14 protein-coding genes are annotated in these 14,001 nt (G+C 40.5%); 4 read left to right on the top strand and 10 right to left on the bottom strand.

Annotated elements, in window-relative coordinates:
- Positions 1 to 32 precede the first annotated feature (32 nt).
- Positions 33 to 332, top strand: a complete 300-nt coding sequence (gene hisE, locus METTI_RS07990) for a phosphoribosyl-ATP diphosphatase (RefSeq protein ID WP_023845311.1) — start codon at positions 33 to 35, stop codon at positions 330 to 332.
- Between the two features lie 28 nt (positions 333 to 360).
- On the opposite strand, the gene METTI_RS07985 is transcribed toward hisE, so the two are convergent.
- Positions 361 to 1,233 carry a CBS domain-containing protein gene (locus METTI_RS07985; RefSeq protein ID WP_023845310.1) on the bottom strand — a complete coding sequence of 291 codons (873 nt, stop codon included), beginning with the start codon at positions 1,231 to 1,233 and terminating at the stop codon, positions 361 to 363.
- A gap of 190 nt (positions 1,234 to 1,423) precedes the next feature.
- On the opposite strand from METTI_RS07985, the gene METTI_RS07980 reads away from it, so the two are divergent.
- Entirely contained in the window at positions 1,424 to 2,428 is a 1,005-nt protein-coding gene (locus METTI_RS07980) for an NOG1 family protein (RefSeq protein ID WP_023845309.1), read from the top strand.
- A gap of 5 nt (positions 2,429 to 2,433) precedes the next feature.
- On the opposite strand, the gene METTI_RS07975 is transcribed toward METTI_RS07980, so the two are convergent.
- The 6 genes from METTI_RS07975 to METTI_RS07950 all read right to left on the bottom strand — a co-directional run bounded on the left by METTI_RS07975 (position 2,434) and on the right by METTI_RS07950 (position 6,874).
- Positions 2,434 to 3,555, bottom strand: a complete 1,122-nt coding sequence (locus METTI_RS07975; RefSeq protein WP_023845308.1) for a pyridoxal phosphate-dependent aminotransferase — start codon at positions 3,553 to 3,555, stop codon at positions 2,434 to 2,436.
- Between the two features lie 14 nt (positions 3,556 to 3,569).
- Complete coding sequence (hxlB, locus tag METTI_RS07970; RefSeq protein ID WP_023845307.1) at positions 3,570 to 4,178, bottom strand: 6-phospho-3-hexuloisomerase; 609 nt, start codon at positions 4,176 to 4,178, stop codon at positions 3,570 to 3,572.
- A 17-nt stretch (positions 4,179 to 4,195) separates the two neighbouring features.
- On the bottom strand, positions 4,196 to 4,720 hold the full coding sequence (locus METTI_RS07965) for a hypothetical protein (protein WP_023845306.1): 525 nt from the start codon (positions 4,718 to 4,720) through the stop codon (positions 4,196 to 4,198).
- A gap of 17 nt (positions 4,721 to 4,737) precedes the next feature.
- Complete coding sequence (locus METTI_RS07960) at positions 4,738 to 5,100, bottom strand: DUF2073 domain-containing protein (protein WP_048135959.1); 363 nt, start codon at positions 5,098 to 5,100, stop codon at positions 4,738 to 4,740.
- 5 nt (positions 5,101 to 5,105) lie between these two features.
- Complete coding sequence (locus METTI_RS07955; RefSeq protein ID WP_023845304.1) at positions 5,106 to 5,741, bottom strand: Era-like GTP-binding protein; 636 nt, start codon at positions 5,739 to 5,741, stop codon at positions 5,106 to 5,108.
- Between the two features lie 134 nt (positions 5,742 to 5,875).
- Positions 5,876 to 6,874, bottom strand: a complete 999-nt coding sequence (locus METTI_RS07950; RefSeq protein ID WP_084323993.1) for a phosphate uptake regulator PhoU — start codon at positions 6,872 to 6,874, stop codon at positions 5,876 to 5,878.
- A gap of 112 nt (positions 6,875 to 6,986) precedes the next feature.
- On the opposite strand from METTI_RS07950, the gene METTI_RS07945 reads away from it, so the two are divergent.
- Both METTI_RS07945 and METTI_RS07940 read left to right on the top strand, forming a co-directional pair.
- Positions 6,987 to 7,472, top strand: coding sequence for a hypothetical protein (locus tag METTI_RS07945; protein ID WP_156916262.1), 486 nt, complete (start codon positions 6,987 to 6,989; stop codon positions 7,470 to 7,472).
- A 776-nt stretch (positions 7,473 to 8,248) separates the two neighbouring features.
- Positions 8,249 to 9,175: a UbiA family prenyltransferase gene (locus METTI_RS07940; protein WP_023845300.1), complete on the top strand. Its 927-nt coding sequence runs from the start codon at positions 8,249 to 8,251 to the stop codon at positions 9,173 to 9,175.
- A 3-nt stretch (positions 9,176 to 9,178) separates the two neighbouring features.
- On the opposite strand, the gene METTI_RS07935 is transcribed toward METTI_RS07940, so the two are convergent.
- From METTI_RS07935 to METTI_RS07925, 3 genes are all read right to left on the bottom strand, one after another.
- The gene (locus METTI_RS07935; RefSeq protein ID WP_023845299.1) at positions 9,179 to 9,964 is read right to left on the bottom strand and encodes a helix-turn-helix transcriptional regulator; all 786 of its coding nucleotides are present in this window, start codon (positions 9,962 to 9,964) and stop codon (positions 9,179 to 9,181) included.
- Positions 9,965 to 10,194: 230 nt separating this feature from the next.
- Positions 10,195 to 11,811, bottom strand: a complete 1,617-nt coding sequence (gene purH / locus METTI_RS07930; protein ID WP_023845298.1) for a bifunctional phosphoribosylaminoimidazolecarboxamide formyltransferase/IMP cyclohydrolase — start codon at positions 11,809 to 11,811, stop codon at positions 10,195 to 10,197.
- Positions 11,812 to 11,862: 51 nt separating this feature from the next.
- Positions 11,863 to 13,767 (bottom strand): phosphoadenosine phosphosulfate reductase domain-containing protein, encoded by a 1,905-nt coding sequence (locus METTI_RS07925; RefSeq protein ID WP_023845297.1) that lies wholly within the window; start codon positions 13,765 to 13,767, stop codon positions 11,863 to 11,865.
- Positions 13,768 to 14,001 lie beyond the last annotated feature (234 nt).

Raw genomic sequence — 14,001 nt, 5'->3', positions numbered from 1 at the left:
TATGATTACCATCTATCAGGAAAGGATAAATCATGCCTGAAACTGATCTCTCAATATTTAACGAGCTTTACGACATAATAAAAGACAGAAAGGAGAATCCTTCTGAAAACTCGTATGTATGTTCCTTACTCAGTCACAGAAAAGGTATTGACAAGATACTTGAAAAAGTAGGTGAGGAATCAATAGAAACAATTCTTGCTGTAAAGAGTGAGAACAAGGAAGAAATTATCTACGAATCATCAGACCTTTTGTTCCATCTTATGGTTATGTTTGTGGCTAAAGGAATAACTCTTGATGAAATTGCTACTGAGCTAAAGAAAAGAAGAAAATAGTTCTTTTGAACTATTTAGTCAACTATATTTAATACACTAGCTCATGGAATACATCCTTCTTAGAAAGAACTCCTTTTGGCATACCATCATAGGACACCAATAAGAAACCGATATTGTGATTGTCAAACATTTTCACAGCATCGTAGAGGGATGTTTCTGCATCAACAGTAATAAGATCACGGGTCATGATATCCTTGACCTTTGCAGTCATTTTACCGCTTGCTACGGCATCACCTATATCGGTGAATGTAACAACACCAAGAATTATCTCTCCATTCATTACAGGAGCTCCGTGAATACCATTATCAACAAGTATGCGTGCTGTTTCCTGAATGGAAGCATTTTCGCTTATTGAGATCATGTTTGTGCGGGCATAGTTCTTGACAGGCTTCTTTGGCAGGGAAATCATTTCATTGATACAGAAAACAAGAGTGTTTTGGGTATCATCCCTTCCCACTATTTCCCCGCGTACGACCAATTTGTTCACAGGTGTCGGGCCTGCCTGGACAAGATCACCCTGTTCAAATCCCTTTATGTTACCAAGTACTTTTATCATACCATGGCAAAGATCAGGGTGCCTGACAGTGGTAAAACTAATCTCAGCTACTGTTGCTCCGTCCACAAGCTGATCGTTCCTGAAAATAGGAACACTTGCTTCATGATCCATTGCTGTGATACTTAAAGCTTCATAGGCCTCGCCTGTAGCTTTATATCCGCCCTTTGGACCAGGGACACCTTCAACGAGCCCGAGGACCTTCAGAGATTGCATCTGATTCCGGACTGTACCGGGGTTCCTGCTAATGAGCTCTGCAATTTCTTCGCCTTTAACAGCTCGATCTTTTTCTCTCTGGAGATTGATCAATGCAATAAGAATATCTTTCTGTATAGGAGTCAGTTCCACAAAATCACCGGGTCCATAAACTCAAATATAGTTTATAGATACTCTAAAGAGATATATAAAATATAGTATAGTATCTCTGCCAGATGACCTAAATATGACATTTTTGAAAGATTCTGTTTCCATAAAGGTTATATTTATAGGAATAGGGATTTATATGTTGAAGTGATTTGAAGCCACGACAGGAAGAAACATGATTTTCGAGAAAATTAATACAGTCCAGACATCCGAGGAATTACTGGACAAGGCATTCAGAAGGGCAACAAGAGCCATGTCCGGGAAGAATATCACTGGAAGAAAAACAGCAATTGAGGCTAACGAATCAATGATGCTGACAGCTGGTAATATACTCACGGATAACCTGAAAAATATCGTTAGAAGATTCCCTACTTTTGAAAATCTGCCACCTTTCTATTACGAACTGGCAGACGTTGTTGTGGGCGTTGACGACATGAGAAAATCCCTGAGCAGGCTTGACTGGGCCAGCGCAAAGATACATGAAGTTACAAGAGACCACGTAGGCAAGATTAGAAGAGCAAGAGACCCTTTACCTGTCAGAAAACAGTGTTTTGGAAGACTTTCATCCATTATGCGCTCAATTGACAAAGACCTTATTTTCCTTAACGAGTCACGTAATAAGCTCAGAAAACTGCCTTCAGTTAATGATGAGCCAACAATTGTTGTTGCAGGATACCCGAACATTGGAAAATCCAGTTTCGTTACTAAGGTAACCGGGGCAACTCCTGAGATAGCATCATACCCATTTACCACAAAAGGAGTTTCTATCGGACATTTCTTTGTTGGTAATGACAGGTATCAGGTAATGGACACACCAGGTCTTCTTGACAGACCAATGTCAGAGCGCAATGAAATTGAGCTCCAGGCAATCACAGCATTGAAGAACCTCGATGCAGTAGTTCTTTTCATTATCGATGCAACGGAAACATGCGGATATGAAATTGAAGATCAGAAACGCATGCTTGAAGAAGTTCGCAAGGAATTCAAGTTGCCTGTACTTGTTGTCGCTAACAAGGCAGACTTACCACAATTCAGAGATCTTGACTTCGTGGACATGAAAATGTCAACTGCAACCGAGGAAGGCATTGAAGAAGTCACTTCAACACTTATAGAGATGGTCAAAAAGGCTATCGCAGAAAAAGAAGTAGTTGAAGAAAATGAGATTATGGATGACTATTAAAGTCATCACAATACTTTTTCCATAATATCAAGAGCTTGTTTTAAATTGTCCATTGATGAAGCGTAGGAAAGGCGGATGTGCCCTTCTCCCCGGTCACCAAAGGCAGTACCCGGGACAACTATCACTCCGTTTGAAATTAATTTTGATGCAATCTCTGCTGATGTAGTTCCTTCTGGAATTTCAGGGAAAGCATAGAATGCACCTTTTGGAGATTCACATTTAAGGCCAATTGAATTCAGACCTTCAACAAGCATATCCCTTCTACCCTTGAACTCATCACGCATTGCATAAACAGAATCCATTGAGCCTGAGATTGCTGCGTATGCGGCCTTCTGGGCAATTGAATTAGCACATGCCTGCACATACTGGTGAACCTTGATCATCTGCTCGGTATATTCTTTTCTTGCAGCAACGTACCCAATTCTCCATCCAGTCATTGAGAATGTCTTGGATACTGCATTAATAGTAATCACGTTGTCTGAGAACTGAGCAGGACTGACATGCTCACCTTCATAGGTGAAATGCTCATACACTTCATCGGAGATTATTGTTATATTGTGATCATCTGCAATCTCGGCAAATGCTTTCATGTCGCCTTTGCTCTGCACAGCACCGGTTGGGTTTGCAGGAGAATTAATGATTATAGCCTTGGTTTTCGGACCGATATTCTCCATTACAACTTCCGGACTTATCGTAAGGTCATCTGCAAGAGGAAGAGGTGTAACTTTTCCACCCATGATGTTTACCAGAGAATTATAGGACACAAAACCCGGATTGGCTATCAGCACATCATCTCCGGGATTTACCAGGGATGCCATGGCAAGCTCTAAAGCTTCTGAAGCACCTGATGTGACAATTATCTCATATGGTGAGACTTCAAAATTGTTCTGTTCTTTGAATTTTGAACTCAAAGCCTGTAGAAGTTCAGGAATTCCCGGACCAGGCGTATAACCTGTAAATCCTTCATTGATGGCATCAATTGCAGCCTGCTTAATGTGCTGCGGTGTATCAAAATCCGGCTGTCCAAGACCAAGATTAATAGAGTTTGGGCCAGCACCTTCAAACATCTTTCTTATCCCGGAAATATCAATACCCAGGACCCTCTGTGCGAACTTCGAATCAGGCATGTTATCACTTAGCTTTATTCAATATTTGTGTGTCTTGACTTGAGATCTTCCTCAGAAGCACCTGTTATGAAGATGAGTTCTGCAATAACAGCATCAAGGAATACACTTGAAGAGGTTTCAAAAGAAGTGCCAAGTGGAGTAAGATAAGTATATTCACCACGCATGTGACGTTCAACATAGCCACCTGCGTCATCCTTTGATCTTCCTGGAAGGACTATTGTTGTGTCGGATATTTCCCCAAGAACAGATTCCTTGTTGGATGTAATTGTGACAAGTTTTGCGCCAATCTCTTTGGCAACTCTTCCAAGGTTTGCAATGGAGCGGGTCTGACCTGAACCTGATATTGCTATTACAACATCATCCTTACTGACAGCAGGAGTTGTAGATTCACCTACTACATGTGAGGTCAGTCCAAGGTGCATAAGTCTCATGGCAAAAGCCCTTCCTACAAGACCAGAGCGCCCTGCACCCATTACAAAAATACGTTTGGCACCCATTATATCCTCAAGCATCTGCCTGACAGAATCCTTGTCAAGTTTGTTTGCTACGGTTTCAAGGTGTTCAGCCATCAATAAAATAGAAGAAGTTAAGTATTTGCATTCAGTTAAGTGGATTTCTTTCATCAGAGGTCCTCAATAAATCAATCAGAAATTGTAATATCACTTTGTTTTTCTTTTGCATCGTCCTTATAATTGATGCTTTTAAGTTTCCAGCCTTCGATATTACTCAACTCTTCATACAAACGCATGATGTCAGAGTCATCTCCGGTCCAGTAGCAGTCTAAGAGCGTGTCCTTATCTTTAAGTTCTTCGGTTATAGAAGCTGCAAGTTTGTAAAGAGCTTTTTTGCTGGAAAAAGGAATATTGAAAGTAGTTCTGTAGCCCTTTTTTGACTTTGCATAAGACACGAGAACGTATCCATGGCTTTCAAACTCCATTATTTCATCAAAGTCACATATGAGTTCAAGTTCATGGACAGCCGAATGATCAATCCTGGAAATACCAAGAAGTATCTTTCCTATGACTATATCCGGCGCCTGCCTTCCAAACCATATGGAAATTTTACCGTAGGTACAAACTACGTTCACATCATCTCTCCCCATCTCAAAAGAGGAAAGGGAGAGATATGGTGATATTTCGTATTCTTTACTTGATTTCTGACCCATTTATTGCTTCACGCAAATTACTTGTTTGTGGAAATGAGTGCGCTGATCATATTGCGATCCTTTTTCAGGGTCTTTAACTGATCAGCAGGTCCGATAACAGTCAGACGCGTCTTAAGAGCATTCTTTTTGAGGATCTTTCCTATGAAAGAGGTATCCACTTCTGACGGGTAACTTTCCATCTCAATACCGGAAAAACCGTCTGGCTCAATAAGAGTCATTGTCATCTCAATAAGGCTTGCCTCCTCTTCAGGGCTCAGGCCTTTTTCAAGGACCAGTATCTTTCCGCTTTTTACCTCATCAATAATAAACCTGACCTTTTCCACAGGTGACATTTGTGATAATCTGTGCTCTGATACAAGATCCATCTGGAAGCCCTGCATTGCGATCACCCGAACCTCTTTGCAAGTTCTTCATAGAAAGTCTCTATGTTCTTTCCTTCCAGAGCTGATATTGAAACCATTGGGTGCTGTGGGAAAGCATCCCTGATAGTTGAAGGTGAAGCTTCCGGAAGATCTACCTTGTTAGCAACTATTAAAAGTGGAAGGTTCCTTGCTTCCATATTACCGATAACTGTCACATTGACCTGTGTAAACGGATCCTCGGTAGCGTCCATAACAAGAATTACACCATCAAGGTTCTCAAGCCACTTTACAGCTTCAATGACACCTTCTGTAGCTTCCTTTGCACGTCTTTTGGACTCAGCTTCATCCATACCCTGCTCCATGAACTCATGGAAATCAATCTTTGTGGCAAGTCCGGGAGTATCAATAATATCAAGTGTGATGGAACTGCCATTGGTTTTGATAGTTACGCCTTCCCTGCGCCTCGCCCTTCTTGTTTCGTGAGCAACATGTGATACTGAACCCATTGCGTCACCGGTCCAGTCTCTTAGGATCCTGTTAGCAAGAGTTGTCTTTCCTGCATTTGGCGGACCGTATATTCCAATACGGGCATTCTGTTTTTTGAACAGTTTTTTAAATAGGTCTGAAAAATTCCTCTTGAACGATGTGATTACGCCCATTCATTCCCTCCGTGAAGTAGCATTATATTATATAATGGATAATTTTAGTAGTATAAACACTCATTGACATATAATTTTTATTATCTGAATCTGCAAATAGTCCGTTTTTACTACATTTAAGCCATGTTTTTGCATTATATGTTCTTAGACATTGCAGAGTTAATAGCAATTTCAGCTATATTTGAGCCATAATCACCTGTTCGGTCTATACTGTCAACGACTGTGCCAAGGGCAACTACCGTTCCATAGGATTTGATCTTGAGAATGGAAGCATTCAGCTTGTTGATCATTGGAGACATGCGGGCAACCCTGTCAATGACCTGATTTGCAAGATCAACATCAGAATTATAAAGGGCATCAATTGAATCTTCAACTACTTTCCTTGAGAGCTCAGATGTTGACTCTATCATCTCCATGATATCATCAGGAATTGGTTCACTAAGTGTACTTGTGACCTTTGCAATCTTACGTGCGTGGTCTGCTATACGCTCAATAGGGCCTGCTGCCATCCTGAGGTCATGATATTCATCAATTGAAGTTTCTGCTGCATCAGGTAGCCTTGCACCACGCAATATTGAACGGAATTGTTTTGCAATCAGTAAGAACAATCTGTCAACGTCATCATCCCTCTGGTCCACATCAAGTGCAAGATCTGCATCCAGCGTCTTGATAGCTTTTATTGCATCAATATGCATGGAATTGGAAATCAGGTACATTCTCCTTACACTCTTTTTAATGGATATTTCATCAGGATTTAGAAGATCCTGAATGACCACTTTTTTAGCAGTTTCTTCAATTATTTCAGGGCCAATAAGCTTGTAACACATACTACGAACAATATTCTTTTGTTCCGCCAGTATTCTGTCTGCTTTTACCTCAATGATGTCAGAACCTGCAAGATAAGCCGCTATCATGTCCCTGATCAGCGCATCTCCCATACTTCCGGTCACATCTATCTGTATTTTTCTTACCGGAGGAGCATCATGTATAGGGTCTATTACCAGTTTCCCATCAGGCTGAGGCTGTAAAGTGACCCTGCTGCCTGTTTTTATGCCGACTTTATCGGCCCAGGTTTTTGGAAGAGAAATAATATAAGTGGAACCACCTGTTTGCTGAACTTTTCTGGTTTCTATTGAAATCCCTCATTTATGTTTATAGATTACTTGAATATATAGAACACAATGTAATATATAGGCACTTCCCTTTGTACAAAAATATATATCTTGTATTATACAATAAGGAACTATGCGATTTTTGAGAATCAAACCGGATGATATGAAACAATTGAGAAAAATAATGCCATTCATATGTCTGGCTATTCCCTGGGAAATTTATTTTTATTCTGCATATTCCGAAGGTTGGGGAATTAAGTTCTCTGTATTCTACGCTAATTTTGATATCAATTACGGGACGATCTTTGTTAGTATAATCAAGCAGATGACCCTGCTTTCCATGGGAGGTTTCCTGCCATCCATAAGAACTATTGGATGGATTCTTGCATCCTTAATATGCATAGGACTGGCTGCTTATGAACTTTTCAAAGACAGAATTGAGAATGAAATCAACACAAAAACAGCAGCTTACATGCTAATAGTATGCGGTATCCTCTCACTGATAAGTTCTCTTGCAGTATGGAACAGCAGTTTCAAGACCCTGCCAATTGCTCCCCTGTTTTTCGGAGCATTTGGATACATATTATTGCAGGATACAGGGGATGAGGCACTCGATTGAGTTGATCTTCACATTTATATACGCAGAAGTCGTGTTTCTGAAGGATACTATCAATGTGGCAAAAGAGATCCATTCAATCAGAATAACTACCATTGTCCTTGGTCCTTTTACGTAAAAGGGATGCTTTTTTACTTCGTCAAGCAATCTGGAAGAAAAAGAGGATAAAAAATGTCTTTCAAAAGGATATACGGATTGCAGGACATCAACTATATAGTTACAGAGAGAAATGAGTGTATTCTCATTTTCTGATCCCATCAGACAAAAATGAAGGGAAATACCCGAATGATCAGAACTGTAGTGTGGAGGAACACACTTTCTATTAAGCGGGAAATTACATATTGGAACTATATGCAAACCAGAAGTGCTATCTCTGTTTCCGCATGCCACCATGTAACCATACCCCATGAATTAAATGGCAGATTTTAATAGTGTTACTCATGTATCCGCCAACTTTGCAAGCACTTTTTTGAATGAAACTATTCACATATATATTAAATTTCCACTAACAATAGTTTAATAACTCTTTTTTTATGACCCGTATAACAAGCTCTTACAAAAATTATATATAGATAAATATTAATAACTGAATAATTACGGAAGTTTACAAAGATGATGCCATCACTGGCATCTGTATTGCAGGTACAAACAACTGGTGCAGGCCATTTATAGCTGGTTTTTAATCCGGTCTGAACAATTGTAGCTTTGGCTTTAGTAGTTTATTAGTATAATATTATACTCAAAAAATAATATTAGATAGCGAGAGCCCTTTTATTCATATGAGCTCGAACTGTACAATAAGTCTTCCGGGTTTTCCAGTAAAGAAATACGAACAAAACTACAACCAGCCACGCATTGATCCAACTCCCACTATCAATCTTCTTAAAAGTTCCATACTGGTTTCATTTTCCGGAGCATTGAGAATACATATTGCATTCCTGTTGCTCCACATACAATCAGTCTTTTTGAACTGTCTTGCAGGAGGATTGATAATTTACGCAGTCTACACTTTAGACAGAGCATTGGATTCTGAAGAAGATCTGGCCAACAGACCTGAATTAAAGGGAGCTTCAAAGAAAACTGCCCTGATAATTTCGCTTATATGTTTTTTAATTGGAGCTGCTATTCTTACGGTAAATGGCCTTATACTCTTTGCATTTCTCCCTCTAATAACAGGTTATCTTTACAGCAAAGGTGCAAAAATAGGCAAATTCAATCTCAAGCTTAAAGGCGGACTTGGGATGAAGAATATCGTTGTTGGCACAACATGGGGAGCTTTCATAGCAGGCATCGCAGGAATCTACGCAGCCAACATGATTGCACCTTTTATAGTCTTCGTTTACTTTGGTCTCAAGCTCTTTGTCAATTCTGCCATATATGATTTCAAGGACATAAAGGGTGACACACTTGCAGGAATAAAAACACTACCAGTCGTTCTCGGGCAAAAAAAAGCAAAAATAATGTTGTTCAGCCTGCATATCCTATCCCACATTATACTGTTAATGTCCATTATTGCAGGAACACTGGCTTTTGAACCTATAATACTTGCCTACAGTTTCATCATCGGACTGCTGTACATTAAGAGCTTTGCAGAACCGGTGGAAGTTGAAACAAAGAACAGACTTGCCAGAAGACTGTTCTTAATAGATGGTGAATCAACCACCATAGTTGGACTCAGGACAATTGCAAGCGGGCTTATAGCCTGAAATTCAGATAGATGTGACCTTGCGGGATTTGTTACGATAATAATCGAAAAGGTCACTTCCCCATTTTATTGCAGACTTATCATAACCTACCAGATCATCCCTTGGATCATAAGTATCAGGATTAAAGAACAATGACATGGAGAAAAACATATCGCTAACTACAAAAGCAAGTTTAACATCGTCTATGACATAAAGCTCCGTTTTTGAAGCATTCAAATAGAACTCCAGTTTTTCACGGTGCTCGTCCCTTACCTTTTGAAATACATTTTCAGTAAGTATCAGGGAAGTCGGCACATCTTTATTAGCAAGCTCCACTACAAAATCAGGATAAGTTGGGATAAATATAGAGGAGACTCCTTTGATAGTTGTAGATCTGAGGAGATTTTCCACAAATATTTTATGGGACTCATAAATATTCTCTATGCTTCCTGATACTACATCGCATTCTTTCAAAGCTATGAGATCATTAAGTAAATGCTGGGGTATGTCTTCCAGGTAATGCTCTTCCCAGAAAGACTCGTTTTTCTCTATTGTTTCAATAATATCCAGAAAAGGTCTGAAATGGTGGATTATAGCTTTTCCAATGGGAGTAATCTGATAATCCTTATCTGTTTTTTCTATCAGGTTATGCTCCAGCATTTCCTTAATTCGCGGGGAAATTTCTGGAGAGGATACATTAAAATAGTCTTTTATATCGGACAATGTACATGACTTTTCTTCAAGTAAGAACAATATATCCTTTCTTTTTTCGGAAAATGTCAATATACTTAAAAGTCCCTTTGACTTCAAGTTTCCACCTCATTTTACGTTGAATACTCTATCCAACCAACAACTACCAAGTTAATTATATAAAAGTTGTTTAATGGGTAATAAGTGTTTTTGCTTAAAAAGTAGCAGAAGACAATTTTTAAATATCACAAGTAAATTTTAATTGATTTATATACAATTTTAATGGAAAGAAACTGAAAAAAATTAATTACCAGATAATTGGAATGGAGAATAAAAAGTAAAGAAACACTTCAATGTAAGAAGTGTCTCATTCCTGTGAAAACCAGTGATACACCCAATCTGTTAGCTGTATCAATGACTTCCTGATCCCTGATGGATCCTCCGGGTGAAAGAATATACATTATACCATTTTCTTCTGCATGCACAACACTGTCATCGAACGGGAAGAATGCATCTGATGCCATTACGCATTTAGCGAACACATCATTGCAATAGTCCTCATATGACATTTCAGGACTCTCACGGTCGTACATGACCTTCAGGTTCTCACGTGCCTTTGTAGCAGCAAGTTTCCTGATTGAATCCACCCTGTTTGGCTGTCCTGCACCCATTGAAATCATCATGTAACATCCGTCAACATATTCAAATGCAAGGGTAACTGCGTTTGATTTCACACATTTGCATGCATGCATGGCAAACTCGGAAACTGCACGAAGATCTTCAGGATACGGAGTTTCTGTCACACAATCCCATTTATCGTAGATACCTACATTGCGGGACTGTTCAAGTATACCACCGATAACAAACTTGTAGGTATTTTCAACCTCGAATGGCTCGTTAAGTTCAGGCAATTCAAGCAGACGGAGATTTGCACTCTTGTTCTTGAGATATTCAAGAGCATCCGGCTCAAATCCCGGAGCAAGAATAATTTCAACGAATTTACCATTGAGGAACTCTGCTGCCTTTAGATCAAAAACAGTGTTAGTACATATTATACTTCCATAAGCTGAGATAGGATCGCCATCCCATGCTGCACCGAGTGCCTGCAAAAGAGTGTTGCCGGTTGCAAGACCGCATGGATTATTGTGCTTTACAATTGCCACTGCCGCATTGGAACAGGATAATTCCTTAACGGTCTGGAGTGCATTATCAGCATCAATGTAGTTGTTATAGGAAAGTTCTTTCCCATGAAGCTGTTTTGCATTGGCAAGTGAAGGTCCGGTTACACCGTCCTCTTTGTAGAACTTAGCAGCCTGGTGCCAGTTCTCCCCATATCTTAGGGTTACGCCATCCTTGTAACTTAGACGCAACACTTCTTCTCCAAGAAGCTCCTTACTCAGGTATGTGTCTATAGTAGCATCATAATCTGCTGTGTGTCTGAAAGCCTTCACAGCAAGCACTTCTCTTGTCTTCTGGGATACGACTCCTGTTGAACGGATCTCTTTTAAGATGTGCCCGTAATCATCAGGGTCACATACAACGCTTACATAACGATAATTCTTAGCTGCTGACCTGAGCATCGCAGGTCCGCCAATGTCAATGTTTTCAATAGCTTCATCAAGCAATACGCCTTCTTTTGAAACCGTGACCTCAAAAGGATAAAGGTTGACCACTACAAGGTCTATCATTTCTACTTCTGCTTTCTGGGCCTCTCCCATATGATCATGGTCGTCCCTTATACTAAGGATCCCACCATGAATCCGGGGGTGGAGAGTTTTTACCCTGCCGCCCATCATTTCCGGGAAGCCCGTAACATCTGACACGTCCATGACCTCAATACCTGAGTCACGAAGCATGCGGGCAGTTCCGCCGGTAGAGATGATCTGTATATCCAATTTTTCGAGTCCACGAGCAAAATCTACAATTCCGGTTTTATCAGAAACGCTGAGCAGTGCTCTTTTTACCAAAAAATCACCGTATAAGATTGGCGAATATATACTAAAAGGTTTCTGGTTGGATCAGGAATTGAATTTGACAACAGGACAAACACTTATACACTGACCACAGTGTGTACACCTGTCATTAATGATAGCAAGTCCCTTCTTTATGTTTATGGCACCGGCTGAGCACTTGCCAACACAGACTCCACAGCCACTACAAAGAAGAGCTCTCCTGACAGAAAGTTCAACCTTTCTCATGAGCCTGCGCGCAGACTTGTCAGAGTCACTTCTGGCAGTCACGCTACCTGAAGCAAACACCTGAGCACGGTCTTCGTCTTCAGTTACCATTGCAACACCTTCCATATACGAGCTGTTTCCAACCGCTTCAAGCATTCTGGTGAGTTCCAGTCGGTTGATATCAACAGGCCCGTCAAAACCACCTTCTGCAGAGATTCCACCCTGCTTACATGGACGATAACCTGTGGTTACAGTGAAATTGAGACTATACTCATTCTTACTTTGTGGAACAAGGTTGATTCCTTTTTTCTTTGCAATCTCTTTCAACGGAGCAGGCAGGTCTTTCCATCTCCAGAAACCGTGCTTCACCCATTCCTCTGAAAGACCCATGCGTTCTGCATAGGAAAGCAAGTAGTCATTGAGCTGTTTCTCCATTTCAGAATGGGTTTCCCTGAGTCTGTAAAGGTCTGCAACAGAACATGAAGGACATAGCCAGCAACCGATTCTGTCAAACCCCTCAGCGTAAAGAGGATTGTAAAGCAGGTCATTCTTGAAAATGTAAAGCCAGACATGCATTGCAGTCCAGTTCTGTATAGGAGCTGCTGCTACCTGATTGCCTACCCATGGGTTCTTCCAGACACGCTCACTCTTTGCCCTTGTGTCGGATTCATATTTCCTCTGACCGATGAAAGTGAGACAACCGTTATCGTAATTATCATTGATTATCTGGGTAATTGGCCCAAGTTTGCATACCTTGCAGCACCAGCGAACCTCAACACTTGGAGGACCGAAGCTGTCAACTGAATCCCAGAAAGCATTTCCAGAGTTCAGCATATTCAGGGTTTTGCCATAAGTTTCTGCGACATCATGGACATTCTTTACAGTCTCAGGGAACTCAATACCTGTGTCTGCAAACAGAAGGTCATAGTCATCAAGGCATTCGCTTACAAGATGCAGAACCGCAAGGCTATCCTTTCCTCCAGAATAGGATACTGTGACCGGACGATCTACAGATGAAGATACATTATTAATGAACTTGTGGGAACGCTCTATGAAATCGTTCATGTAGTTCTCATTGGCTTTTACAACATCGTCCCAGGTTTGTCCACCCTCTGGAACCGTGATCTCAGCAGGTTCTTCCTTGAACCTCACTTTTACACCAACACCCTTTCCTCTTTCGAGCATTTTTTCCCCGGTCATACGACTGCGACCGACACCAAGAACTTTTCCTTCATGCGTGAGAACAACTACCTCTTCAGCTTCTAAAATAGATGGATCAGCATCTTTTATACCCGGAGCAAGCACACTGGCACCGCCCAGAATGAACTTTTCGGCACCTGCATCAATGACAACCCAATTTTTCAGGGTTTTGTAATCCACATTGTCAAATATGCGCCTTGCACCATTGATCCTCAGAAGAAGAGTCCATTTGAGTTTTTCAAGCTCAAAGCGTATGCTGCCTATGACCTCACCGTCTACAATTACCTCTTCCATACGGTCGTCATAGGGAGATTTGTTAAGTACTACTGTACGCTGATCTGTGATAAGCGGTGCACTGAATTGTTCAACAGAAATCTTATTGATAAGCTCAATTTCATATGGAAAAGCAGGTCTTATATCTCCCGGAGGAGTGATAGTTACCTGTTTGGTCTTTGTCCCGCAGGAGCATTCTTTTCCGAGTACAGGAACGTTACATGAAGGGCACCAGTAAAGGAGCAATTCGCCGAGATAAAGAGGTTTGGACATTCTGTCAACCTAGATATTTAAGTCATAAATGCTTTTTGGCAATGTGCTCTTTTCTGAAAAATAGAGCATTTTCGGTCAATGACACCATTTTCCAGTCAAAATCGTGAACATTCGGATAAATTTATTTTTCATTCTTATTGAATCCAAAATAAAACGAGAATACCATCAAATTTATTTATAGACAATGCAACTTGGAAGATAGCTGTGAAGGATGTGATATCATCAAGACTCTTA

The organism is Methanolobus tindarius DSM 2278, assembly GCF_000504205.1.
GTDB lineage: Archaea > Halobacteriota > Methanosarcinia > Methanosarcinales > Methanosarcinaceae > Methanolobus > Methanolobus tindarius.
The sequence above is the reverse complement of the archived record's forward strand: the minus strand, read 5'-3'. Positions and strand labels throughout refer to the sequence as shown.

Coding starts and splice junctions, on each gene's coding strand:
- hisE (WP_023845311.1), top strand. CDS start 33: ATGCCTGAAACTGATCTCTCAATATTTAACGAGCTTTACGACATAATA.
- METTI_RS07980 (WP_023845309.1), top strand. CDS start 1,424: ATGATTTTCGAGAAAATTAATACAGTCCAGACATCCGAGGAATTACTG.
- METTI_RS07975 (WP_023845308.1), bottom strand. CDS start 3,555: ATGCCTGATTCGAAGTTCGCACAGAGGGTCCTGGGTATTGATATTTCC.
- hxlB (WP_023845307.1), bottom strand. CDS start 4,178: ATGAAAGAAATCCACTTAACTGAATGCAAATACTTAACTTCTTCTATT.
- METTI_RS07965 (WP_023845306.1), bottom strand. CDS start 4,720: ATGGGTCAGAAATCAAGTAAAGAATACGAAATATCACCATATCTCTCC.
- METTI_RS07960 (WP_048135959.1), bottom strand. CDS start 5,100: ATGCAGGGCTTCCAGATGGATCTTGTATCAGAGCACAGATTATCACAA.
- METTI_RS07955 (WP_023845304.1), bottom strand. CDS start 5,741: ATGGGCGTAATCACATCGTTCAAGAGGAATTTTTCAGACCTATTTAAA.
- METTI_RS07945 (WP_156916262.1), top strand. CDS start 6,987: ATGCGATTTTTGAGAATCAAACCGGATGATATGAAACAATTGAGAAAA.
- METTI_RS07940 (WP_023845300.1), top strand. CDS start 8,249: ATGAGCTCGAACTGTACAATAAGTCTTCCGGGTTTTCCAGTAAAGAAA.
- METTI_RS07925 (WP_023845297.1), bottom strand. CDS start 13,767: ATGTCCAAACCTCTTTATCTCGGCGAATTGCTCCTTTACTGGTGCCCT.